Genomic DNA, 21,101 nt, shown 5'->3' on the forward strand with positions numbered 1-21,101 from the left:
CGACAGAATCCTTATACGTCGATCCCACATATAGTGGGATGATGGGAACGATCGATTCGAAGGGAAGGGTTACGCTCCCACAGGAGCTCCGCGAGCGGCTCGGGCTGTCGCCCGGGTCGAAAGTCGAGATCTCCGCACAGGGCGAGCGCGTGGTGATCGAACCGGAGCGCGATTCCGAGGAGATCGAGGCGCGGATGGACGACCTGCTGGACGACCTCGAACGAACGACGGGTACGGATTCGATAGACCAACTCGCGAGAGAACACCGCGATCTCGTTCGGAAGCAGACCGAGTCCGATGGGCGGTAATGACGATCCTGTTCTGTTCGATGTCGGAGTGATCGCGCTCGCCCACGCCGGGACGCCAGTAAGCGAACCGGCACTCGAACACGTCCGCGAGGCGATCCACGGGGATCTCGACGCGATCGTGCCGTATGCGGCGGTGATCGGCGCACACCACGTCTTACGTGGGGTGTACCGAATCCCACGCGAAACGGCGACGAAGCTCCTTGCTAACTTCCTCGACGCTCGCCGGATTCACTGGCATCGCACGCTCTCGGAGTCGGAGATCCGGTCGGCGCTCGCAGTTGCGGGCGAGACCAACATCGATGGCTGGGACGGCTACTATGCGACGGTCGCGAGAGAGGCTGGCGTCTCGAAGGTCCTCACGCTAGACAGCGATTTCGATCGTCCGAACGGTATCGATGCCGAGGTGATCCTCTCGCGCTCGGAGTTCGCGGAACTCGATCGGTTCATCGACGAGCTGTCCGGATAGGTGACATTCTCGGAAAAGAAGGTGAGTACGCCCGCACGCAGGCGTTCCGGGACTAGCGAAGCCGCGAGTTCCGAATCGCTGTCAGTTTTCCGTTGACGGAATCCTTTTGGATGTTGGTGACTACCGATACCCATGAGTTCGTCCGCCCCGTCGCCCGCGACCGTCCTCGAGGCGTTCGACGCCCTCGCCCCGCCCGGAACGCCGCTGACGACCCCGGAGGTCGCCGCCGAGTTCGACTGCACGGACAGAACGGTCTACAACAAACTCGACGCGCTCGCGGAGGACGGGGTTCTCGAGACGAAGAAGGTCGGCGCGCGCGGTCGGGTCTGGTGGCGACCCGTTTGTCACTCCGAGCGCACCGGGGGCGGACGGCCCCGCGGGAACGAAGATCGCTCCCGCGCGGTACTGGAGGCGATGGACGAGGGCTTCTTGCTCGCCGACGTGGCCTTCGACGGGGACAGGGAACCGATCGATATCCTCTACCGGGATTCCAACCCCGCGGCGACGGAACTGCTCGGCGAGGACGTCGAAGGACGGTGGCTGACCGAGACCGATCTGTCGTACGGGTCCCGCCTGTACGGGATCCTCGGACGCGTAGCCAGTACGGGCGAGGGAGAGCGTCTCGAATGGTACGCCGAGGCGGACGATGCGTGGTACGACTTCTACGCCTTCAAGCCGGAGGGCGCGGGCAGCAGGCGAGTCGCGGTCGTCTTCCGAGACGTCACCGAACGCAAGCGGGCCCAGCAGCAGCTAGCCGAGGAGCGCGACGTGTTCACGGAGGGGCCCGCGGTCGTCTTCAGATGGGATCCCGACGCCGGTGAGGGCTGGCCGGTCGAGTACGTCTCCGGGAACGTTGAGGACCTGCTCGGCTACACGGCCGAGGAACTCACGGAAGGGGACCTGACGTACACGGACCTGCTGCTCGACGAGGAGATCGACCGGATCACCCGGGAGGTCGAGGAGAACAGCGCCGGGACGACCGAGCGGTTCAGCCACGACCCGTACCGCATCAGGACCAGAGACGGCGGCGTCCGGTGGGTGCAGGACACCACGAACATCGTTCGCGACGACTCGGGCGACATCACCCACTACGTGGGGTATCTGGTCGACATCACCGAACTCAAACGGGCCAAGGACGCCCTCGAACGGCTCAACAGCGCGAGCCGGGAGCTGATGGGAGCCGGGACGCAGGAGATCGGCGCCCGCGTTGGCACGATCACGGGAGACGTACTCGACGCCGAGTACACCGCGGTGTGGCACTACGACGAGACGACCGGCGAGTTCCGCCAGCGAACCGGTCGAAACGACCCGGAGACGGGTACTGGTACGATTCGGCTTCCCGACGGGTTCGCGGAGCAGGTCTGGCGGGCGTTCGTCAGCGCCGACATCGACGTGAGCAACGACCTCCCTCCCGCCCCGGAGAGCGCTTCCTCGGAGTCGACGCTCCGAAGTCGGGTGCTCGTCCCCCTCGGCAGGCACGGCGTCGTCTGTGTCGGCTCCACCCGGACGGGGGCATTCGACGAGACGACGGTCGACCTCGTGGGAGCGCTCGCGGCGACCATCGAAGCGGCGTGGGACCGCGCCGAGGGCGAACAGCGGTTGGCCCAGCAAAACGAGGAGTTGGCCCGGCTCGACCGCCTCAACGGCCTCATCCGGGAGGTCATCGACGGGCTGGTGGAGGCCGACAGCCTCGAGGAGATCGACCGAGCGGTCTGCGAGCGACTGGCCGGTTCCGACCAGTACGAGTTCGCGTGGATCGGCGAGCGCGACCCGGTTACCGACACGATCACGCCACGCGAGTGGGCCGGCATCGACAGCGGCTACGTCGATGCGCTCGACGTCCCGACCGACGGGACGTCGAGCGAGCGGAACCCCACCGCCACCGCGGTGCGCACCCGGGAGACGCAGGTCGTCTCGGACATCGCTACCGAGACGCGATTCACCCCGTTACGCGAGGCCACGCTCGAGCAGGGTGCGCGCTCGTGTCTCGCCGTTCCGCTGGTCTACGAGGAATCGCTGTACGGCGTCTTGACGGTGTACGCCGACCACTCCCAGCCCGACGAGCGCGATCACGCCGTGTTGGCGGAACTCGGTCGGACGATCGCCCACGCGATCGCCGCCGTCGAAACCCGGGAGACGCTCCGCACCGATCGGGTCGTCGAACTCACACTCCAGTGTCGTGAGGCGAACACGCCGCTGTGTCGCCTCGCCCGGCAGGCAGAGTGTGAGATCGAGTTCGAGGGCCTCGTCTCCCGGTCGAACGGGGAACCGGACGTCTTCGTCACCGCCAGCGGCGTCTCACCGGAGGAGTTCCGTACCGCGGGTGAGGGGTCCGTCGCCGTCGAGGAACTGCTCTGTCTCGCCGAACGCGAGGGCGAATCCCTCTTCAGGGCGCGAACCTCTGACCCGACGCTCGCCTCGCGGTTCGTCGAGCAGGGGGCGGTCGTTCACACGCTCACCATCGAGGACGGAGTCGCGACGTCCGTCGTCGACCTCCCACATACGGTCGACGTTCGCGAGTTCATCGAACGAATGGGACGAACGGGTCCCGACGTGGAGTTGCGTGCCCGCCGGACCCGTGAACGACCGCTCAAGACCCGGCGGACGTTTCGGACGGCCTGCGAGGACCGCCTGACCGACAAGCAACGGGCGGCCCTCCGGACGGCGTACCTGAGCGGGTTCTTCGAGTCGCCACGGGTCCGGACGGGCGAGGAGGTCGCCGCGTCGTTGGACGTCTCCCAGCCGACCTTTGCGAACCACCTTCGAGCGGCCCAGCGGGAGGTCTGTGAGCTACTGTTCGACGACTGGTAGGGGGGGTGGGTCGATCCGCGGTGTTTCGTCTCAGGCTAGGTAACGAAGGGGCCCCTTCGGGTGTTTTCACCATCTAGCGTTAACCGGTTTCCATCCCCGACCCCAACGGGAGGATGGCGGCTGTGAGCCGCCGTGTAGCGAACCGCGTACCACGCCGCTCGCTTCCGCTCATGGTCACGGCGGGGACGAAGGGGAGTGAAGGGTGCCTCTGACACCACTCTGGCGGTTCCTCCACCGGGAGGAGACGAACGTCGTCCTCTATCCGGATCGTTTTCACGATCCGAAGTACTCTTCGAGCGCACGGTATAAATCCGTACCTCACGGGACGAACCCGGCCCTATCCAGCGATGTCGAGCGAACGACGGTCGGCTACCCGCCCGGCCGTCGCCGACGACTCCGTCCGCTCGTGTCGATACCGTCGGTCGTGGGACAGTCGACGGCGTCTGCCTGCTGTGAGTGGGCCACCGCGCACGGGGGTCCCGTCCAGCGGTCGATGCACGGAGCTATGACCGACGGTATGACGGACCCGGTTACTGCTCCGTAACCGACAGTACGACGGTTCCGAGTACCGGCGAGACGCTCGCGTACGCACCCGTCCCGCATCTCGGCGGGAAAGCAAGCGAAAGACCCGTATGACAGGGGGTTGAATCGCGGCCCATGAAGTTCGCGCCCGGCGTGTGGTGGTACGCCGTCCCGCCGTTGTTGCTCGCGTTTCCAGCGTTCGTCGTCAGCCCCACCCTCGGAGGGCTGTTCGTCCTCGCGGCCGCCGGCACCCTCTTTTTCTTCCGCGATCCCGAGCGGACCCCGCCCTTTACCGGGATCGTCTCGCCCGCGGACGGCAAAGTCTCGGAGATCCGCACCGAGGGCGACCAGTTGCGCGTCTGCGTCTTCATGAACGTCCACGACGTCCACGTCGTGCGCGCACCCGACGACGGGGTCGTCGAGCGAGTTGAACACGAGTCCGGCGGGTATCGCCCGGCGTTCTCGAAGGAGTCCGATAGAAACGAGAAGGTTCACGTCGGATTCGAGGAGTCCGAGGTGACGCTGATCGCCGGCGCGTTCGCCCGCCGGATCACGCCCTACGTCGAGGCGGGCGACGAACTCGAACGCGCCGAACGGCTGGGCCACATCGCGTTCGGGAGCCGAGTGGACGTGCTGTTGCCGCCGGGAATCGGCTACCCCGACCTCCGGGTCGAGCGCGGCGAGAAGGTGACCGCGGGCGAGACGAAGATCGCGGGCGACGCGAGCGCGAACGGCGAGTGGGAGTGGGCGGAAAACGAGGAACTCGCCGACTAGCGCGAGCGGTCGATCCCCGCTCGCGCGGCCTCGAAATGTTCCTCGCGGATGCGGATCTCGTCGGCCCGTTCGGTCGCCTCCTCGGGCCCGTACTCGCTCGCGACCTCGCGGATCGCTCGCATCGAGGCCGCCCTCGAAAGCGCCGCGAGATCCGCACCGGTGTAGTCGTCGAGGTCCCTTGCGAGCGCGTCCAGATCCACGTCATCGGCCAACGGCTTCTCCCGGGTGTGGATATCGAGGATCGCCCGTCGAGCGGCCTCGTCCGGTGCGGGTACCTCGATGTGGGTCTCGAGACGGCCGGGGCGGATCAGTGCCCGGTCCAGCGCCTCCTTCCTGTTGGTCGCGGCGAGCACGACGAGGTTGGGGTTGTCCGCCAGCCCATCGAGTTCGGTCAGCAACTGGGAGACCACCCGCTCGGTCACCTCGTGACCCCGCCCCCGCTCGGCGGCGAGCGCGTCGATCTCGTCGAAGAAGACGATCGACGGGGCCGACTGGCGGGCGCGCTCGAACACCTTTCGCACCGCTTTCTCGCTCTCGCCGACGTAGCGATCCAGCAGTTCGGGGCCGGCAACATGTATAAAATTGACCCCGCTCTCGCTAGCGATCGCGCGGGCGAGCAGCGTTTTTCCTGTTCCGGGCGGGCCGTACAGCAACACCCCCGAGGGCGGGTCGGTGGCGGTCTTCTCGAACAACTCGGTGTAGGACAGCGGCCACTCGATGGCCTCCTGGAGGGTGCGTTTCGCCTCCTCGAGCCCGCCGACGTCCGCGAAACTCGTCTGGGGGGTCTCGGCGACGAACTCGCGCATCGCGGAGGGGTCGACCGCGGCACGCGCGCTATCGAAGTCCGCGCGGGTGACCGTCAGATCCGAGAGGGCCCCGCCGTCGGTTCTGAACCGGCGCAGCGCGTTCATGCCGGCCTCCGTGGCGAGGGCGTGGATGTCCGCGCCCACGAACCCGTAGGTGTGTTCCGCGAGGCGATCCAGCGAGACGTCCTCGGCGAGCGGCATCCCCCGCGTGTGGACCTCGAAGATTTCCCTCCTTCCGACGGCGTCCGGGACGCCGATCTCGATCTCGCGGTCGAACCGGCCGCCCCGTCTGAGGGCGGGATCGAGCGCGTCCACGCGGTTGGTCGCGCCGATGACGACCACGTCGCCGCGGGCGTCCAGCCCGTCCATCAGGCTGAGGAGCTGGGCGACCACGCGGTTCTCGACGTCTGCCGAGTCGTCGCGCTTTCCCGCCACCGAGTCGATCTCGTCGAAGAAGACGATCGACGGCGAACCCTCCCTGGCCTTCTCGAAGACCTCCCGGAGCTGTTCCTCGCTCTCGCCCTTGTACTTCGACATGATCTCCGGGCCGGAGACGGTGTGAAAGCTCGCGTCGACCTCGTTGGCGACCGCGCGCGCGATCAGCGTCTTGCCCGTTCCGGGCGGACCGTACAGCAACACGCCTTTGGGGGCGTCGATCCCCACCCGCCGGAAGAGTTCGGGTTCGGAGAGCGGGAGTTCGATCATCTCGCGCACGAGGTCGAGTTCGTCGTCCAGCCCGCCGATGTCCTCGTAGCTGATCCGGCCGTCGCTTCCCTCGGCAGTCTCGGCGGCCTCGACGTCCGCCGGTACCGTGACCCGGGTCGAATCGGTGATCCTGACGGTGCCATCGGGGTCGGTGTCGGTGATCGAGAACGGACCCACGCCGAGGCGCTCGATTCGGACCCGCTCGCCGGTCCGGACGGGGCGGTCCCGGAGGTCGCGTTTGACCGCCCGCTCGACGCTTTCTGCGTCCTCCGCCGAGATCGACACCGGCGGGGTGATCGTCACCGACCGGGCGTCCTCGACGGTCTGTTTTCGCACCCTGACCGTGTCGCCGATGCTCACGCCGGCGTTGGCCCTGGTGTCGGCGTCGATCTGAATCGTTCCGTTTTCGGCGCTCGGCCCCGCGGGCCACACCTTGGCGACGGTGGTCCGCTCGCCCTCGATGAGGACGGTGTCGCCGCTGAGGACCGAGAGGGCGCGACGGGCGGCTTCGGGCAGGCGGGCGACCCCGCGGCCCGCGTCGCGCTTTTCGGCGCCACGGACCGAGAGGGTCACGTCCGAGTCACTCATGTCGGGTCGTGAGGGCCGACCCGTCTTTACCGTTCGCCTCCGGACGAAGAACCCGTTTTTTCGAGGACCGCTTCGCGGCCGGCGAGCGCCGCCGACTTGGCCGACGTAACGCATTTGGTTCGTCCCACCAGACTGTGAGCTATGGTGGTACAGACCGAGCGCGACGACATGACGTGGTACAAATGTGAGGGCTGTGGCCTCATGTTCGACGAACGGGAGGACGCCCGCCAGCACGAGGAGAACTGCGACGCCGAGGACCCCTCGTACATCCAGTAACTCACTCGTCGGCGACCATCTCGTAGGAGTGCTCGCTCATCTCGTCCTCGGCGAAGACGAACACCCGCCCGCGGGCGACCTCGGGATCGGCGTCGACGAGCACGCTGTACCCCTCCGTCCTGACTTCGACGCCGGGAAACACCTCCTCTCGCTCGTCGGGACCGACGAGGATCCGCCCGACGCCGGTCGATTCGAGCACCTCGTCGTGGGTCTTTCGGTCGTTGACGTACATCATCACCCCCTCGGTCTCGGTGGGATCGGTCACGAGGACGTGGACCTCCTTTCCGGGCGGCGTTCTGAGGGTCTCCGAAACCTTCTCGGGGACGCCGTGGTAGAAGACCTCCCGGCCGTCGATGTAGCTGACCGCGACGCCGCTTTCCGTGAGTTCGATCCCCAGCGTCGACGGGGAGACGTTGCTGCGCTGGCTCATCACCTCTCACTACGTGCCCCGGCGGAAAAACGCCGCGTTCGAAGCCGGTAAATAGGGACCCCGAGTGGGTCCGGTATGAACGGCCGGGCACACGCCCCCGCGGCGGGAACGATCCTCAACGCGCTGGCCAACGAGCGGGGCGCGGCGTTCGCCATCGACCTCGAAACGACCGCGACGGTCGACCTCGATGATTCGACGGGTGTTCGCGGCGAGATCGACGGCGCGCCCGAGGCCGACACGGCGCTGATCGAGCGCTGCGTCGAACTCGCCGTGGCGGAGTACGGCGACGAGGCCGGGGTGGCGGAGGCGGGCGGAACGGTGAAAACCGAGAGCGAGGTGCCGCTCGCCGCGGGGCTGAAGAGTTCGAGCGCCGCCGCGAACGCGACGGTGCTCGCGACCTGCGAGGCGCTGGGCGTCGAGGCCGATCCCCTCGAGGCCTGCCGACTGGGCGTGCGGGCGGCCCGCGAGGTCGGCGTGACCGTGACGGGGGCGTTCGACGACGCCTCGGCGTCGATGCTCGGCGGCGTGGTCGTCACCGACAACTCGGGGGACGAACTGCTGGCGAACGAGGCCGTCGAGTGGGACGTCCTCGTGTGGACGCCGCCCGAACGCGCGTTCAGCGCCGACGCCGACGTCGAGCGCTGTCGGAAAGTCGCTCCGATCGCGGACGTGGTCTGTGAACTCGCCTTACAGGGCCGGTACGGCCCCGCGATGTCGGTGAACGGATTCGCGTTCTGCGGGGCGCTCGGCTTCCCGACCGAGCCGATGCTGGAGGCGCTCCCCGACGTCGATGGGGTGTCGCTCTCGGGAACCGGCCCGAGCTACGTCGCGGTCGGCGAACGACAGACTTTAGCCGACCTCCGAGATGAGTGGGAGACACGGGATGGAACCACATGGCTGACGACGACGCGGACCGAGGGCGCGCGGACGGGATGAGTCTGGACGAACTGCGCGCGGAGATCGAGGAGATCGACCACGACCTCGTGGAGCTGATCGCCCGGCGGACCTACGTCGCGGACACCATCGCCGAGGTGAAGTCCCAAGAGGGACTCCCGACGACCGACGAGAGTCAGGAACAGCGCGTGATGGATCGCGCGGGCGAGAACGCGGAGCGATTCGACGTCGATTCCAACCTCGTGAAGGCGATCTTCCGGCTGTTGATCGAACTGAACAAGGTCGAGCAGCGGGAGAGTAGGTAGTCGAATTCGAGCGTTTCAGGCCTTCTATCGGGGTTGGATAGCTCAAATCTTCTTCCGGTAGTTGCTCTTTCGAGTGGCGCTCGATCAGTGAGAGCGAAAACGACTGTATAATCGAATCGCTACGACGAAGAAGGCAGCTCATTCAACGCTGTCCCGAATCACCATCACCTTCACCCTGCGCACACCGTCGAAATCACGAAGTCGGTACGTCAGTTCACGAATCCGCTCAGCGACCCCTCGACAAAATAGCGATTCGAGGCACCACTCGCCCTGATGGGTATGGCTCGTGTTGAGAATGACGTCCTGATACTCGTGTTGCGCGCCGTGGAGCTCCTGTATGACGTCGTGATGGCGATAGTCGAAGCCGACGAGCGCGACGATCTCTCCGGTCGTATCTTCGAGGCGAGAATGGGTTTCGATGAATTCCAGCATCGCTTCTCTCACCGCCCTCGACCGGTTTTCAATCCCCTCATCCTGCCACACTCGGTCGAATTCCTCGACTACGTCGTCAGGAATGTTGAAACTCGTTCTCATACTCAACACTGAATCGTACAGATACAAGAGGTTCGTTATGACGAAACCCCTCATTCGGTATTAACAACCTCTAAAGTCAGCTGTTTCCGAGTGACAGGTGAGGCGATGGTTCCCAACGAAGTGCTTGGTCCGCTCGTCGGCGCGGTTATACTCGGGGCAATCCACGGTATCGAACCGGGCCACGGCTGGCCAGTTGCCGCCTCGTACGCACTCGATCAAGCGAATAAGTGGGTGTACGGCTTCGCAGCGAGTTTCATCATCGGCGTCGGCCACCTCATCAGCAGTATTGCGATGGTGGGAGTCTTCTTCTACGCGAAGGAGTACTTCAATCTCACACAGGTCAACGAACCGATTACGATACTCGGCGGTATCCAAATCGGCGGACAGGTCAGTCTCGTTGCCGGTGTCTTGCTCATCGCGCTTGGCATCCGCGAGTACTTCCACGGACACTCTCACGGGGCTCACGACGACGACGATAGCCATGACCACGATGACCACAGTCACGAAGGCGACCACTCGCACGACCACGACGGCGGTGGTCTGCTCTCTCGTGTGAATGATTTCATCCCGTTCGTCGAGGGACACTCCCATTCGCACGAAAACCCTGACGAGGCCGCAGACCGGGGCCTCCTCGGCATCGCGTGGTTCGCGTTCGTCCTCGGGTTCGCCCACGAGGAGGAGTTCGAGATCATCGCGCTCTGTGCCGGGTCGAACTACTGCCTCGAGCTGATGAGCGCGTACGCTCTCACCGTCATCGTCGGTATCGTCGGACTGACGATGCTCTTGATTGCGGGCTACCAGCACTCCGAGGAGCGAGTCAAGCAGTACACACCGTATCTCCCGGCGTTCTCCGCCGCCGTCCTCATCATCATGGGAGCCGGGTTCATCGTCGGCCTGTTCTGAAACGGACACACATGACACAACAAAATACGAACACGACGGACGACGGGGGAATCAGACACTTGAGCACCGATGTTGCGATCGTCGGAGCAGGTCCTGCTGGTTGCGTACTTGCACATCTGCTGGCTCGAAGCGGAATCGAGGCTGTTCTCATCGAGCGTCGTCACGACCTTAGTAGGGATTTTCGTGGGTACGGCTTTCAGCCGCCTGTTCTCAGGCTCTTTGAGGACCTTGGACTGCTCGGCGATGTCCTCGAACTCCCGCACCGAAAGCTCCAGAGCGGCAACATCGTAGCTTATGACAAGAGTTTCGAGATGTTCGACTGGCGTGAGGACTCCGATTCGTTCGACTTTGCGCTCCAGATGGACCAAGGCCCCCTGCTCGATTTACTTCTCAAGGAGGCAAAGCAGAGAGATTGTTTCACGTATCTGAACGGGACGACAGTGAATGATCTTCTTCGTCAAGATGGATCGATCTGTGGAATCGAAGCCACCGAGCGACCGAGCGGGGACCGACTCCATGTCCAGAGTCGATTGGTCGTCGGGGCAGACGGCAGATACTCCACGGTCCGTGACCGAGCTGACATCGACGACGGACGAAGCGACTCTGACCTCGAACTCCTCTGGTTCAAACTGTCCTCTTCCCCGACCGACCTCGAAACTCACCTCCGGATTGCAGACGAAGGTGTGCTCGTCTACGCCCCCCTCAACGAGAACGAAGGACAGTACGGCCTGTTCATCGAGGGCGGTGCGTATCCGGAGGTGCGCGACCGAGGTATCGACCACCTTCGAGAACGGGTGATTACTATTGAACCCGATCTGGAGGAGGCGGTCTGGAATGACCTCGATAGTTTCGACGACTGTGCGTTGCTCGACATCGAACCCGGCATCGCCCCGGTGTGGCGACAAGACGGACTGCTACTTGTCGGTGATGCAGCTCACATCGCCTCACCATTCGGTGAGGGGAACGTCCTCGCCATGCACGATGCGGCGAAGGCGCACCCAGACATCGTAGAGGCTCTCAGACAGAATGATGGAGTGCTTCCAAAGGACTCATTCGCCACGTTCGAGCAAACACGTCGTGAAGCGGTCCAGAAGTCGATGGACAGTAGCGCCCACATGCAGAGGCTCATGTCATTCGTCACCGGCGAGTCGAACTTACCTCCGTCAGTTCGCCGAACGGTGGTTCGAACCCTCTTCAGGACAATGTGGTTCGTTTCTACAGTCACCGACCACGTTCCACACAGCATCAACGGCGACCAGTACGTTCCGATCCGAACATCCCTCTTCGTAGAATGATTCGGTTCCGGTGATGAGTGTTCGGACACGTTCCTCTGGATGCGCCGTTATTTATATACGTGTCCGAAAGAGGGTCTTTATTGTCCGTTTTCGTACTGCTGAGTTCTCTACAACGGGTTTGTTTCAAGAGATTGTGTTACGGATTTCATCGAACTGAACAAGGTCGAACAACGAGAGAGCAGGTAGTCGGAAACGGGCGTTTTAGGCTGTATACGGGCCGTATAGCTTTGAGGTTCTCTCCCGTTAGCTGTTTCCATGATTCCCGGTCGATGAACCACGTTACAGCTCTCCAATTTTTACGAAAGCCTATTTCACCACCAACCCATCTAGATACAGGTTAGCGGGTGATTCTCAGCCCCTGCTAGACCAGTAGCCATGGAACCGCGCATTACCGTCATTACGTTGGGAGTCAGTGACTTAGAAGCGTCCCTCATCTTTTACCGTGATGGCTTAGGTTGGCCGACGGAGGGAATTGTCGGAACAGAGTTTGAGGGCGGAGCAGTCGCCTTCTTCCCTCTGAGTAACGGCTTGCAACTTGCACTCTACCCTAAACATCAAATCGCGGAAGATGCAAACGTCGACGAAACTGTGTCAAGTCCTGCGGAGTTCACTATCGGCCACAACGTCGCGTCGAAAGAAGAAGTCGATGACGTAATGCAGACGGCGGAAGAAGCCGGTGCGAAGATTTCCGACTCGCCTCGTGACCGTGAGTGGGGCGGATATTCGGGTCACTTCCAAGACCCGGACGATCACCTGTGGGAAGTAGTCTGGAATCCGCGGTTCGAGATTAAAGAGTAGTCACTCCGCCGACTCCCTCGCCGAAATCTTCATCGAAGAGCTCGAAAGCGGCACGGTAGACGAAACCTGTAATGTCAGTTCCAGACCTGAACAAGGTTTCCCAAAGGGCATCACGCGAAGACTGATAGACGGCGGTCGCAGGTGTAATTAACCCGGAAATCGGTGACTCAATCCAGCCCGAGACTCAGTTTCAGTGCTTCGTCCATCTCGGCCATGGTCGGCTCGCTCAGACTCCCGACAACCGAGTGAATCCGCTTTTCGATAGAGACGACGCGAATCTGGTCGAGGCGAACTGAGGAGTCCTTCTGGAACGGTGACCTATCCTCTTCGACCAACACCTCGAACGGGTAGCCTCGATGCGTACCTGTCGCCGGAGCAACGATGGTCGTACTGGAGTTGCGATTTCCAATATCGTTTTGCACGATCACCGCAGGTCGAGTCTTTTTCATCTCATGGCCTTCGGCAGGGTCGAGACGAACGATTACGACATCGCCACGCCGAACCTCGGTATCATCGCTCATTCATCGAGTCCGTTCCACGCCTCGTCAGATGCCCCCTTCCACTCCTCAGCGAGATGGTCGGCGCTCTCGGAAGCCTCGCGGTACGCGGCGGCTAATTCGTCCTCGTCGGGTCGGTCAGACTCGACTTCGACGACGGCGACGGTCACGCGCTTGTTCGCGTACTCCGTCCCGAGGTAGATTCGACCCCGGTCGTCGGTCTCGTTGGTTCGCAGGTCGTGAGCATCCACTTTCGTCATGTTACCCACTACGACTCACTTCTGGATAAGTCTTACCCACTATTACCCACGTGGATTATTTTTTCCGTGAATGTACCACGGATTTCAGCTATCTGAACAAGGTTCATCAGCGTGAGAGTCGATAGCAGATAACAAACGTTCGCCCGATTCCTGAATCTAGCCGGAACGGTACCGCGACGACGGTCAGAGTACGCCTAACTATCGCAGTAATCGTCTCAAACTTTGTTCAAACGGGCGAGACAGTGATTCAATTTTAAGGTATCTACTCTCGACCGCTAGTGCATGTTAGAACCAAGCGTCGTCCTTGCGTTCATCCCGGTCGCAATCGCTCTCATCGTCTCACCCGGCCCAGATAGTATCTATACGTTGACGCGGAGTATCAGCGATGGGCGTACTGCCGGTGTCACGGCCGCGCTCGGGTCTTCGACGGGGAGTATCGTACACACGACCGCCGCCGTACTCGGGCTCTCGGCGATCCTGCAAACGTCCGCGTTGGCGTTCACTGTCGTTAAATTCGTCGGTGCGGCGTATCTCGTTTATCTCGGCTTTCAGACGTTCAGAAATTCGGAAGAATTCGAAATTACGCCGGATAGTACTAGCTACACGCCGCGCGAATCGTTTCGAAGCGCCCTGCTGATTAACGTCTTGAATCCGAAAGTGGCGGTATTCTTCCTCGCTTTCCTCCCGCAGTTCGTCCGACCGGGGAGTTCGTTTACCCTCCAAATTTTCGCCCTCGGCGTGTTGTTTGCGGGTCTCGGATTCATTTATCAAGCGATGCTCGCGGTATTCTCCGCGCGAGCAAGACGAGTGATTACTGAACGCGAACTCGTGAGAGATGCCCTTCGTGTGGCCAGTGGAAGCGTCCTCATCGGATTCGGGGTTAAACTGGCGCTCGAACGAAGAGCTCCTGCTTAGGTTCACGGGAGAACACTCGCGGTACCGACTGCAATTACGGACGCTACGAAGAAAGCGGCAAAGCAGGCGAGTTCTGTAACATTAGTCCGAGACCTGAACAAAGTACATTCAAGTGAGAATAGGTAGCACACAACGCGACACTCCCGTCTTGTCTTCCTTCGACCGTGCAGAGAGCAGACGAGAATAGTATATAAAGAAGGTAGAAGGGAGAACCGGAGATATTCGTGAGTATCTGACTCATACCGACAAGCGATTTCCAAACGACGTATTATTTCTGTTCGTCCCGACAGACCGAGTGCAAGTCGTCTGATTCACACAACTCGTCTCACATCCTATGTCTTTCGTGAGGAGTTGTCGCCATTCAGCGAAACAGACTTGGTAATACGGAGGTAGCATGTCCGTATGTCTGAAGCGGCTACGGGTAACGACGGCGACGACACAATCGTCACGGTGACCTTCAAAGTCACGCAGTCGTTTTCCGACGAGATAGACGACACGTGACAGGGACGCGGATTCAACAGTCAGTGCGAGTTCAGTCGGTACACGCTTCGGGACGCGACCGAGTCCCCGACGTTCGACCGTGACGAACTCGTGGCGCTCCTCGAAGCGGAGGAAGACATCCGCGAGGGACGAACCACGAGTGCCGAGGAAGCCCGCGACCGGTTCGGCACGGACGGCGATGAGTGACGGCGACTGGACGTGGGAACTCTCCTCGAAAGCGCAGGACGACCTCTTCGCGCTCAATTCTCATGAGCAAGAACGGATACTGGACGAACTCGACGAAATCGTCGATTCGCCGTGGCGCGACCCGCCGGACTACGGCGAACCGCTCCAGAACAAACGGCTCCCGACGGTCAGCCGGATCGGGCGGCGTCGCGGGTTTCGAACCCGCCCTCCTTCGCCGGGGGCGGGGGACCTATCCGTACCGAACCCCTCCATCGGGACGTGAGACACCTCCCGAAACACCTGCGTCCGAAGTGGCGCTACCTCGCGGTCGGACTGGAGACGTGGCCCGACGCGAAGCTCTCGCGGCGGGCGTTCCAGCGGCGCCTCTGGTACGCGGGCCAGAACCTGCTCGGCGATCCGGGCAGCGCCGACGCCGACCTCAGCGTGTTCGGCTTTCACCACGCCGACGGCGTCGGCGAGGCGGTCGTCCGCACCCGCCGGGACACGGTGAGCGAGGCACGCGCCGCGCTCGCCTGTCTCGACGAGGTCGAGGGCCAGGAGGTCGGCGTCCACGTCCGCGGCACGAGCGGAACGGTGAGAAGCTGTGAAGAAAAGTATTTAGGACGCCGACCGGAAGTTTCGGGCGAGAATCGAGTCGTGTTCGAGAACGCAGACCGGGCCGCCGTCACGCGTGACGGTCTCGTCGACGTGGAGGTCGGGGATGCGTACACCGGCGCGACGGACCTCGATGTAACTACAGCGTGATACTATGCAGGGACAAGCCCAACAGCAGGCATACGACCGCGGGATCACGATCTTCTCCCCGGACGGACGCCTCTATCAGGTCGAGTACGCCCGCGAAGCCGTAAAGCGCGGCACGGCAAGCATCGGCATCCGAACCGCCGGCGGCGTCGTTCTCGCCGTCGACAAGCGCATCCGCTCGCCGCTGATGGAGCGCACCAGCGTCGAGAAGATCCACAAGGCCGACGACCACATCGGCATCGCCAGCGCCGGCCACGTCGCCGACGCCCGACAGCTGATCGACTTCGCCCGGCGCGACGCGCAGGTCAACCGCCTCCGCTACGGCGAGCCGATCGGCATCGAGACGCTCACCAAGGACGTCACCGACCACATCCAGCAGTACACGCAGGTCGGCGGTGCCCGCCCGTTCGGCGTCGCGCTGATCATCGGCGGCATCGAGGACGGCGAGCCCCGCCTCTACGAGACCGACCCCTCGGGGACGCCCTACGAGTGGAAGGCGCTGGCCGTGGGCGCGGACCGCGGCGACATCGAGGACTACCTCGAGGCCCACTACGAGGAGGGCGCGGACCTGGAGGGCGGGATCGAACTCGCGCTGCGCGCGCTCGCGGAGGTCAACGACGGCCAACTCCGCCCCGAGAGCATCGGCATGGCGACGATTCCGACCGAGACCGCGACGTTCACCGAGGTCGAAGACGACGAGATCGACTCGTACCTCGCGGAGTTCGACCTGCTGGCGGACGAGGACGAGGAACCGGAGGAGTAACAGCGGGAACACTCTTTTACCGCCGGCCCGAACGGTCGGGTATGATTTCGCTTGACGAGGCGGTGACGGCGCGCCTCGAATCCCACGGCGCGCGCTTCGAGGTGCTCGTCGACCCGGACGCGGCGCTCGCGATCAAACGCGGCGAGTTCGACGGCGACTTGGAGGAGGTGATCGCCGCCGAGGAGGTCTTCGAGAACGCCTCTCGAGGCGATCGCCCCGCCGAGAACGACCTGAAGGACGTCTTCGACACCACCGACCCGCTGGAGATCATCCCCGAGGTCATCAAGCGGGGGGAGATCCAGATCACCGCCGAACAGCGCCGCGAGATGCAAGAACAGAAGCGGAGGCAGTTGATCAACCGCATCGCGCGCAACGCGGTCAACCCCCAGATGGACAACGCCCCGCACCCGCCCGACCGCATCGAGAGCGCGCTCGAACAGGCCGGGTTCAAGGTCGACCCGATGGAGCCGGTCGAGACGCAGGTCGACGACGCGCTCGACGCCCTCAGACCCGTTATCCCCATTCGGTTCGACGAGGTGATCGTCGCGGTCCAACTGCCCGCCGAGTACGCGGGGAGCGCACAGGCGCAGGTCAGGCAGTTCGGCGACCTCAAACGAGAGGAGTGGCAGAACGACGGCTCGTGGGTCGGCGTCATCGAGTTCCCCGCGGGGATGCAAAACGACTTCTACGACCTCGTGAACGAACACACCAGCGGCACCGCCGAGACCCGGATCATCAAGGACGAGGACGAGATCAGTACGCGCTAACCGCGCCTGTAGCCCAGCAGGAATCCCGCGACGAACCCCGACCCCACCGAGAGCGTCGAGAGGGTCGCGACGAGCCACCCCGAGACGTCGGGAGCCACCCCCGTAACGTCGCTCGCGAGCAGCCGCCAGTCCACGCTGAGGATCCCGCGGGCCTCGAGCAGTCGGAACACCGCGAGTTGGGCGGCGAAGACGAGCAGGAGTGCCTTCGCGAACTGCTTGGCCGCGAACCCACAGACCGCGCCGAACAGCCCGCCGCCGCCGAAGCCGGCACCGAGGCGGTGGTAGTCGATGGCCTCCGCGATCATGGACGGAGGACTCGCCGAACCGTCATTACTGTGCCGGCCGGCGCGGGATTGAAGTCCACACGGCGCGTACTCGCGATCATGGTTGCGTGGCAGTTCGGCGGGCCGGAGGTGAACGACCGGCGCGGCTGAGGTCGTCGGTATCGACGTCAGCGGCCGTCACGAGGAGCGTGGCGAGTACCTGATGGTCGCCGCCGCGGTCGCCGCCAGCGTCGGCTCGAACCGGGTCCGCGAGGTCGGCGGGATCGGCTTCGCGACCAGCCGCGACGATCCCGCGCTCGAACACGTGCTCTCGGTGGTCGACGGGGCGCTCGGCGCGCTGCCCGATCCGCCCGCCGGCCCCGTCGTCGCCGAGCGCGGCGAATTCTACGGGGAACCCGCCACGACGGTCGGCGCGGCGTTCGGCCCCGAGTTCAAGTACGTCGAGTCGATCGGCGAGCGTCGAGCCGTCGAGATAGCCCACCACGCGGCCTACGCCGCACGAACACTCCTGTTATGAACACGGTCATCGCGAAACGAGTAGACGAGGGGGCCGCCGACACGGACGAGATCCGCGATCTCGCGCGTGCGGCCGGCTACACCGTCGTCGAAGAGCTCACACAGACACGCACCGAGGACGCCGCCTACCACCTCGGCGAGGGGAAGATCGAGGAACTGGCCGATCTGGTCGCCCGAACGGGCGCCGAGACGGTGATCTTCGACAACCGACTCGGGCCCTACCAGATCTACAACATCGGCCGGAAGATGCCCGAGGACGTCGAGGTGGTCGACCGATTCACCCTGATCCTCGACATCTTCGGCCAGCGCGCCCAGACGCGCAAGGCCCAGCTACAGGTCGAACTCGCCGAGTTGCGCTACGAACTTCCCCGTGTGGACGCGAAGGTCAGCCTCGCCAAGCGCGAGGAACACCCCGGGTTCATGGGGCTGGGCGAGTACGACGAGTCCCGCGAGCGCGACATCAAGTCACAGATCAGCCGGATCAAGGAGGAGCTCGCCTCGATCGCCGAGACCGAGGAACACAGGAGGGAAGAGCGCCGCGAGTCGGGCTTCGACCTCGTGGCGCTCGCGGGGTACACGAACGCCGGGAAGTCGACGCTCCTCAGGCGGCTCGCGGCCGACCTCTCGGTCGACGAGAACGAGGAACTCCACCCCGACCTCGACCCCACGGCCGAGTCGCGCGACCAGCTGTTCACGACGCTCGGTACCACGACCCGGCGGGCGGACATGGAGCGCGACGTCCTGCTGACCGACACGGTGGGGTTCATCAGCGACCTGCCCCACTGGCTGGTCGAGTCGTTCCGCTCGACGCTCGACGAGGTCTACCGGGCGGATCTCGTCCTCCTCGTGGTCGACGTGAGCGAGCCGATCGAGGAGATCCGCGAGAAGCTCGTGACCTGCCACGACACGCTCTACGAGCGAAACGAGGCCCCCATCGTGACGGTGCTGAACAAGATCGATACGGTGAGCGACGACGACCTCGCGGAGAAACGCGAGGCGCTGTCGGCGCTCGCGCCGAATCCCGTCGCCGTCAGCGGCAAGGAGGGGCTGAACGTCGAGGAACTCACGAATCGGATCGCCCGCGAACTGCCGCCCCTGCAGGAAGAGCGCCTGATGCTCCCGATGGGCGAGGAGACGATGAGCCTCGTCTCGTGGCTCCACGACAACGCACGCGTCGACGAGGTGACCTACGACGCCGAACACGTTCTGGTCGAGTTCGCCGCGCGGCCGTCGGTGATCGAGCAGTCCCGCGCGAAGGCGAGCGACCTCCGACTGACGGAGTCGGCCTAATCGAGCGCGCGTTTCTCCTTTTCGAGCACCCGCACGTCCGCGATTCGCGTCCCCGGATACCCCCCCTCGGCGTCCTTTTCCGCGGCCTTCACCATGTCCCAGACGACGTTCAGCCCCGTCGTCACCCCTTCGAGGGCCTCCATCTCGCAGCCCGTCTTCCCGGTCGTCTCGACGGCGACTTCGAGTTCGACGTGGTCGTCACCGACCCGAAACTCGGTGTCGACGTTCGTGATCGGGATCTGATGGCACATCGGGATGGTCTCCCATGTGTGCTTGACCGCCTGGATCGCCCCGATCCGGGCGGTCGCGAGCACGTCCCCCTTTTTCGTGCTGTTCTCGCGGATCGCCTCGATGGTCGACTCGCGCAGGTGGATCTCCCCGGCGGCGACCGCCCGCCGGGCGGTGTCGGGTTTCGCGCCCACGTCGACCATCCGCGCCTCGCCCGAGTCGTCGACGTGGGTGAGGTCGTCGTCGGTCATCGCTCCCCCCAGATCGCGGCCGGAAGCTCCTCGAGCAGGTCCGAGGCGAGCAGCCCGCCGCCCTTGTCGAGGCGTTCTGCGGCCCGGCCGTTGGCGTACGCGGCCGCGGCGGCGGCGTCGAGCGGGTCGTTCTCCTCCATGAACGCGGCGGTGATTCCTGCAAGGGTATCGCCGGTCCCCCCGACGGCCATCCCGGGGGCACCCCGCGTCGAGATCCGGGTCCGCTCGCCGTCCGAGACGACGTCCGCCTCGGCCTTCGCCATCACGACGTGGCCGAGGTCGGCGGCGAACGCCTCGATCTCCTCTGCTCCGGCCTCCAGATCGTCGAGTTCCGGCCCGCCCATCTTCGCCAACTCCTTTCGGTTGGGCGTGCAGATCAACGTCGCCTCCGTCTCCACGTCGGGGACGACCGAGAGGGCGTCGGCGTCGACCAGCATCGGACCCTCGAACGACTCGATGAAGGTTCGGGCGGCCTCGAGCGTCTCGTCGGCGGTGCCCAGACCGGGCCCGAGGACGACCACGTCGTCGTACTCCGTGGCGGTGTCGATCAGGCTGTCGACCTCCTCGGGGGTGAGCCGGTCGCTCTCGTAGGCCTGAACGATCAGGTCCTCGGCGTAACCCGCGAGCACGTCCTTGATCGAGGCGGGACAGGCGATAAAGGAGAGGTCGGCACCCGCACGCAGCGCCGCCTGCGCGGCGAGTGCGGGTGCGCCCGTGTATGGACCGCCGCCGACGACGAAGACTCTGGTTTCCGTGTCGGGGGCCGGCGAGCCGAGTTCGAGGTCGCCCGGACCGACGTAGCGCTCGGCGGCGGCCGGGATGCCGATGTCGGCGACCCGAACCTCACAGTCGAGGTCCGCGAGGCCCGGCTTCCCGTCGTGGAAGGTGACGACGCGGTCGGCCTCGACGGCGCTCTCGGGGACGGCTCCCGAGTCGGCATCGACCCCCGAGGGGACGTCGACCGAGACGACCGTCGCGTCGGCGGCGTTGATCGCGCGGGCGGCCGTCGCCTCGGGTTCTCGGAGGTCGCCGCTGACCCCGGTTCCGAGCATCCCGTCGACGATCACCTCGGGATCGTTCACGTCGAATTCCGTCGAGTCGGTGACGGCCTCGACGTCGTATCCCGCCGCTTCGAGCGCCTCCCAGTTCTCGCGGGCGATGTCGGTCGTGATGGTTTCGGGTCTTCCCAACAACTGGACCGAGAGGTCGTACCCGTCGAGAAAGCGCGCGGCGACGAGGGCATCGCCGCCGTTGTTCCCCCGGCCGGCGATAATCACTACCGAATCGCCCTCGCTCGCCTCCTCGCGCACGGCGCGGGCGACGGCGTTGCCGCTCGACTCCATGAGCTGTTTTCGGGGCACTCCCAGCGCCTCGGCGTTGCGGTCGACCGCGCCCATCCGTGCTGCCGTGATCATACGCGGGCTTCGGCCGGGCGGCCGTTGAAGATTGCGGACGACAGCCTCAATTCGTTTCGGGCCCTCGAGTCG

Annotated in this window: 25 protein-coding genes and 1 pseudogene; 18 read left to right on the forward strand and 8 right to left on the reverse strand. The window is 64.2% G+C overall.

The window, feature by feature from the left end; all coding sequences use genetic code 11:
- Nucleotides 1-41: 41 nt before the first annotated feature.
- From QRT08_RS02585 to QRT08_RS02600, 4 genes are all read left to right on the forward strand, one after another.
- Nucleotides 42-308: an AbrB/MazE/SpoVT family DNA-binding domain-containing protein gene (locus QRT08_RS02585; protein ID WP_286044200.1), complete on the forward strand. Its 267-nt coding sequence runs from the start codon at nucleotides 42-44 to the stop codon at nucleotides 306-308.
- On the forward strand, nucleotides 298-774 hold the full coding sequence (locus QRT08_RS02590) for a type II toxin-antitoxin system VapC family toxin (RefSeq protein ID WP_286044201.1): 477 nt from the start codon (nucleotides 298-300) through the stop codon (nucleotides 772-774). The genes QRT08_RS02585 and QRT08_RS02590 overlap by 11 nt, the downstream gene beginning before the upstream one ends.
- A gap of 132 nt (nucleotides 775-906) precedes the next feature.
- Nucleotides 907-3,585 (forward strand): bacterio-opsin activator domain-containing protein, encoded by a 2,679-nt coding sequence (locus QRT08_RS02595; RefSeq protein ID WP_286044203.1) that lies wholly within the window; start codon nucleotides 907-909, stop codon nucleotides 3,583-3,585.
- A 657-nt stretch (nucleotides 3,586-4,242) separates the two neighbouring features.
- Entirely contained in the window at nucleotides 4,243-4,881 is a 639-nt protein-coding gene (locus tag QRT08_RS02600; protein ID WP_286044204.1) for a protein sorting system archaetidylserine decarboxylase, read from the forward strand.
- On the opposite strand, the gene QRT08_RS02605 is transcribed toward QRT08_RS02600, so the two are convergent.
- Entirely contained in the window at nucleotides 4,878-6,980 is a 2,103-nt protein-coding gene (locus QRT08_RS02605) for a CDC48 family AAA ATPase (RefSeq protein ID WP_286044206.1), read from the reverse strand. The two genes, QRT08_RS02600 and QRT08_RS02605, sit on opposite strands and share 4 nt — an antisense overlap.
- 141 nt (nucleotides 6,981-7,121) lie before the next feature.
- Between QRT08_RS02605 and QRT08_RS02610 the strand changes: the two genes are divergently transcribed.
- On the forward strand, nucleotides 7,122-7,256 hold the full coding sequence (locus tag QRT08_RS02610; protein ID WP_286044208.1) for a DUF7128 family protein: 135 nt from the start codon (nucleotides 7,122-7,124) through the stop codon (nucleotides 7,254-7,256).
- Between the two features lies 1 nt (nucleotide 7,257).
- Here QRT08_RS02610 and QRT08_RS02615 read toward each other — a convergent pair whose 3' ends face one another.
- A complete protein-coding gene (locus tag QRT08_RS02615; RefSeq protein WP_286044210.1) occupies nucleotides 7,258-7,686 on the reverse strand; it encodes a DUF5796 family protein in 429 nt (142 codons plus the stop codon).
- Between the two features lie 75 nt (nucleotides 7,687-7,761).
- Between QRT08_RS02615 and QRT08_RS02620 the strand changes: the two genes are divergently transcribed.
- Nucleotides 7,762-8,622, forward strand: coding sequence for a shikimate kinase (locus QRT08_RS02620; RefSeq protein ID WP_286044211.1), 861 nt, complete (start codon nucleotides 7,762-7,764; stop codon nucleotides 8,620-8,622).
- Entirely contained in the window at nucleotides 8,580-8,885 is a 306-nt protein-coding gene (locus QRT08_RS02625) for a chorismate mutase (protein ID WP_369684812.1), read from the forward strand. Before QRT08_RS02620 ends, QRT08_RS02625 begins: the two co-directional genes overlap by 43 nt.
- A gap of 138 nt (nucleotides 8,886-9,023) precedes the next feature.
- Here the strand turns inward: QRT08_RS02625 and QRT08_RS02630 are convergent, their stop codons facing one another.
- Nucleotides 9,024-9,419, reverse strand: a complete 396-nt coding sequence (locus QRT08_RS02630) for a CopG family ribbon-helix-helix protein (RefSeq protein WP_286044213.1) — start codon at nucleotides 9,417-9,419, stop codon at nucleotides 9,024-9,026.
- Between the two features lie 105 nt (nucleotides 9,420-9,524).
- Here QRT08_RS02630 and QRT08_RS02635 point away from each other — a divergent pair, with 105 nt between their 5' ends.
- The 3 genes from QRT08_RS02635 to QRT08_RS02645 all read left to right on the forward strand — a co-directional run bounded on the left by QRT08_RS02635 (nucleotide 9,525) and on the right by QRT08_RS02645 (nucleotide 12,415).
- A complete protein-coding gene (locus tag QRT08_RS02635) occupies nucleotides 9,525-10,322 on the forward strand; it encodes a hypothetical protein (protein ID WP_286044215.1) in 798 nt (265 codons plus the stop codon).
- Nucleotides 10,323-10,333: 11 nt separating this feature from the next.
- Complete coding sequence (locus tag QRT08_RS02640) at nucleotides 10,334-11,617, forward strand: FAD-dependent monooxygenase (protein WP_286044216.1); 1,284 nt, start codon at nucleotides 10,334-10,336, stop codon at nucleotides 11,615-11,617.
- Nucleotides 11,618-11,992: 375 nt separating this feature from the next.
- Nucleotides 11,993-12,415 (forward strand): VOC family protein, encoded by a 423-nt coding sequence (locus tag QRT08_RS02645; protein WP_286044218.1) that lies wholly within the window; start codon nucleotides 11,993-11,995, stop codon nucleotides 12,413-12,415.
- A gap of 167 nt (nucleotides 12,416-12,582) precedes the next feature.
- Here QRT08_RS02645 and QRT08_RS02650 read toward each other — a convergent pair whose 3' ends face one another.
- Together QRT08_RS02650 and QRT08_RS02655 are read right to left on the reverse strand one after the other, a co-directional pair.
- Nucleotides 12,583-12,936 (reverse strand): type II toxin-antitoxin system PemK/MazF family toxin, encoded by a 354-nt coding sequence (locus QRT08_RS02650; protein ID WP_286044220.1) that lies wholly within the window; start codon nucleotides 12,934-12,936, stop codon nucleotides 12,583-12,585.
- On the reverse strand, nucleotides 12,933-13,172 hold the full coding sequence (locus QRT08_RS02655) for a hypothetical protein (RefSeq protein ID WP_253435814.1): 240 nt from the start codon (nucleotides 13,170-13,172) through the stop codon (nucleotides 12,933-12,935). Before QRT08_RS02655 ends, QRT08_RS02650 begins: the two co-directional genes overlap by 4 nt.
- A gap of 282 nt (nucleotides 13,173-13,454) precedes the next feature.
- On the opposite strand from QRT08_RS02655, the gene QRT08_RS02660 reads away from it, so the two are divergent.
- The 6 genes and pseudogenes from QRT08_RS02660 to QRT08_RS02680 all read left to right on the forward strand — a co-directional run bounded on the left by QRT08_RS02660 (nucleotide 13,455) and on the right by QRT08_RS02680 (nucleotide 17,045).
- Entirely contained in the window at nucleotides 13,455-14,087 is a 633-nt protein-coding gene (locus QRT08_RS02660) for a LysE family translocator (RefSeq protein ID WP_286044224.1), read from the forward strand.
- Between the two features lie 402 nt (nucleotides 14,088-14,489).
- Nucleotides 14,490-14,774: pseudogene (locus QRT08_RS18780) on the forward strand (ribbon-helix-helix domain-containing protein).
- Nucleotides 14,767-15,036, forward strand: a complete 270-nt coding sequence (locus QRT08_RS02665) for a type II toxin-antitoxin system RelE family toxin (RefSeq protein WP_286044226.1) — start codon at nucleotides 14,767-14,769, stop codon at nucleotides 15,034-15,036. The pseudogene QRT08_RS18780 and the gene QRT08_RS02665 overlap by 8 nt, the downstream one beginning before the upstream one ends.
- Nucleotides 15,033-15,518: an Rpp14/Pop5 family protein gene (locus tag QRT08_RS02670; protein WP_286044227.1), complete on the forward strand. Its 486-nt coding sequence runs from the start codon at nucleotides 15,033-15,035 to the stop codon at nucleotides 15,516-15,518. Before QRT08_RS02665 ends, QRT08_RS02670 begins: the two co-directional genes overlap by 4 nt.
- A gap of 4 nt (nucleotides 15,519-15,522) precedes the next feature.
- Entirely contained in the window at nucleotides 15,523-16,278 is a 756-nt protein-coding gene (gene psmA / locus QRT08_RS02675) for an archaeal proteasome endopeptidase complex subunit alpha (protein WP_286044230.1), read from the forward strand.
- Nucleotides 16,279-16,319: 41 nt separating this feature from the next.
- Complete coding sequence (locus tag QRT08_RS02680; RefSeq protein WP_286044232.1) at nucleotides 16,320-17,045, forward strand: ribosome assembly factor SBDS; 726 nt, start codon at nucleotides 16,320-16,322, stop codon at nucleotides 17,043-17,045.
- Here the strand turns inward: QRT08_RS02680 and QRT08_RS02685 are convergent.
- Nucleotides 17,042-17,350, reverse strand: a complete 309-nt coding sequence (locus tag QRT08_RS02685; protein ID WP_286044234.1) for an FUN14 domain-containing protein — start codon at nucleotides 17,348-17,350, stop codon at nucleotides 17,042-17,044. The genes QRT08_RS02680 and QRT08_RS02685 overlap by 4 nt on opposite strands.
- A 181-nt stretch (nucleotides 17,351-17,531) precedes the next feature.
- Here QRT08_RS02685 and QRT08_RS02690 point away from each other — a divergent pair, with 181 nt between their 5' ends.
- Together QRT08_RS02690 and hflX are read left to right on the forward strand one after the other, a co-directional pair.
- Nucleotides 17,532-17,846 (forward strand): DUF2209 family protein, encoded by a 315-nt coding sequence (locus tag QRT08_RS02690; RefSeq protein WP_369684813.1) that lies wholly within the window; start codon nucleotides 17,532-17,534, stop codon nucleotides 17,844-17,846.
- A complete protein-coding gene (gene hflX, locus QRT08_RS02695) occupies nucleotides 17,843-19,135 on the forward strand; it encodes a GTPase HflX (protein ID WP_286044236.1) in 1,293 nt (430 codons plus the stop codon). Before QRT08_RS02690 ends, hflX begins: the two co-directional genes overlap by 4 nt.
- Here the strand turns inward: hflX and moaC are convergent.
- Together moaC and QRT08_RS02705 are read right to left on the reverse strand one after the other, a co-directional pair.
- On the reverse strand, nucleotides 19,132-19,614 hold the full coding sequence (gene moaC / locus QRT08_RS02700; protein WP_286044238.1) for a cyclic pyranopterin monophosphate synthase MoaC: 483 nt from the start codon (nucleotides 19,612-19,614) through the stop codon (nucleotides 19,132-19,134). The two genes, hflX and moaC, sit on opposite strands and share 4 nt — an antisense overlap.
- Nucleotides 19,611-21,029, reverse strand: coding sequence for an NAD(P)H-hydrate epimerase (locus QRT08_RS02705; RefSeq protein WP_286044240.1), 1,419 nt, complete (start codon nucleotides 21,027-21,029; stop codon nucleotides 19,611-19,613). The genes moaC and QRT08_RS02705 overlap by 4 nt, the downstream gene beginning before the upstream one ends.
- Between the last annotated feature and the right edge of the window lie 72 nt (nucleotides 21,030-21,101).

Source organism: Halalkalicoccus sp. NIPERK01 (assembly GCF_030287405.1).
Classification (GTDB): Archaea; Halobacteriota; Halobacteria; order Halobacteriales; family Halalkalicoccaceae; genus Halalkalicoccus.

Coding starts and splice junctions, on each gene's coding strand:
- QRT08_RS02620 (WP_286044211.1), top strand. CDS start 7,762: ATGAACGGCCGGGCACACGCCCCCGCGGCGGGAACGATCCTCAACGCG.
- QRT08_RS02650 (WP_286044220.1), bottom strand. CDS start 12,936: ATGAGCGATGATACCGAGGTTCGGCGTGGCGATGTCGTAATCGTTCGT.
- QRT08_RS02615 (WP_286044210.1), bottom strand. CDS start 7,686: ATGAGCCAGCGCAGCAACGTCTCCCCGTCGACGCTGGGGATCGAACTC.
- QRT08_RS02640 (WP_286044216.1), top strand. CDS start 10,334: ATGACACAACAAAATACGAACACGACGGACGACGGGGGAATCAGACAC.
- QRT08_RS02655 (WP_253435814.1), bottom strand. CDS start 13,172: ATGACGAAAGTGGATGCTCACGACCTGCGAACCAACGAGACCGACGAC.
- QRT08_RS02610 (WP_286044208.1), top strand. CDS start 7,122: ATGGTGGTACAGACCGAGCGCGACGACATGACGTGGTACAAATGTGAG.
- psmA (WP_286044230.1), top strand. CDS start 15,523: ATGCAGGGACAAGCCCAACAGCAGGCATACGACCGCGGGATCACGATC.
- QRT08_RS02705 (WP_286044240.1), bottom strand. CDS start 21,029: ATGATCACGGCAGCACGGATGGGCGCGGTCGACCGCAACGCCGAGGCG.
- moaC (WP_286044238.1), bottom strand. CDS start 19,614: ATGACCGACGACGACCTCACCCACGTCGACGACTCGGGCGAGGCGCGG.
- QRT08_RS02665 (WP_286044226.1), top strand. CDS start 14,767: ATGAGTGACGGCGACTGGACGTGGGAACTCTCCTCGAAAGCGCAGGAC.
- QRT08_RS02630 (WP_286044213.1), bottom strand. CDS start 9,419: ATGAGAACGAGTTTCAACATTCCTGACGACGTAGTCGAGGAATTCGAC.
- QRT08_RS02660 (WP_286044224.1), top strand. CDS start 13,455: ATGTTAGAACCAAGCGTCGTCCTTGCGTTCATCCCGGTCGCAATCGCT.
- hflX (WP_286044236.1), top strand. CDS start 17,843: ATGAACACGGTCATCGCGAAACGAGTAGACGAGGGGGCCGCCGACACG.
- QRT08_RS02600 (WP_286044204.1), top strand. CDS start 4,243: ATGAAGTTCGCGCCCGGCGTGTGGTGGTACGCCGTCCCGCCGTTGTTG.
- QRT08_RS02645 (WP_286044218.1), top strand. CDS start 11,993: ATGGAACCGCGCATTACCGTCATTACGTTGGGAGTCAGTGACTTAGAA.
- QRT08_RS02625 (WP_369684812.1), top strand. CDS start 8,580: ATGGCTGACGACGACGCGGACCGAGGGCGCGCGGACGGGATGAGTCTG.
- QRT08_RS02685 (WP_286044234.1), bottom strand. CDS start 17,350: ATGATCGCGGAGGCCATCGACTACCACCGCCTCGGTGCCGGCTTCGGC.
- QRT08_RS02605 (WP_286044206.1), bottom strand. CDS start 6,980: ATGAGTGACTCGGACGTGACCCTCTCGGTCCGTGGCGCCGAAAAGCGC.
- QRT08_RS02690 (WP_369684813.1), top strand. CDS start 17,532: ATGGTCGCCGCCGCGGTCGCCGCCAGCGTCGGCTCGAACCGGGTCCGC.
- QRT08_RS02590 (WP_286044201.1), top strand. CDS start 298: ATGGGCGGTAATGACGATCCTGTTCTGTTCGATGTCGGAGTGATCGCG.
- QRT08_RS02680 (WP_286044232.1), top strand. CDS start 16,320: ATGATTTCGCTTGACGAGGCGGTGACGGCGCGCCTCGAATCCCACGGC.
- QRT08_RS02635 (WP_286044215.1), top strand. CDS start 9,525: ATGGTTCCCAACGAAGTGCTTGGTCCGCTCGTCGGCGCGGTTATACTC.
- QRT08_RS02585 (WP_286044200.1), top strand. CDS start 42: ATGGGAACGATCGATTCGAAGGGAAGGGTTACGCTCCCACAGGAGCTC.
- QRT08_RS02595 (WP_286044203.1), top strand. CDS start 907: ATGAGTTCGTCCGCCCCGTCGCCCGCGACCGTCCTCGAGGCGTTCGAC.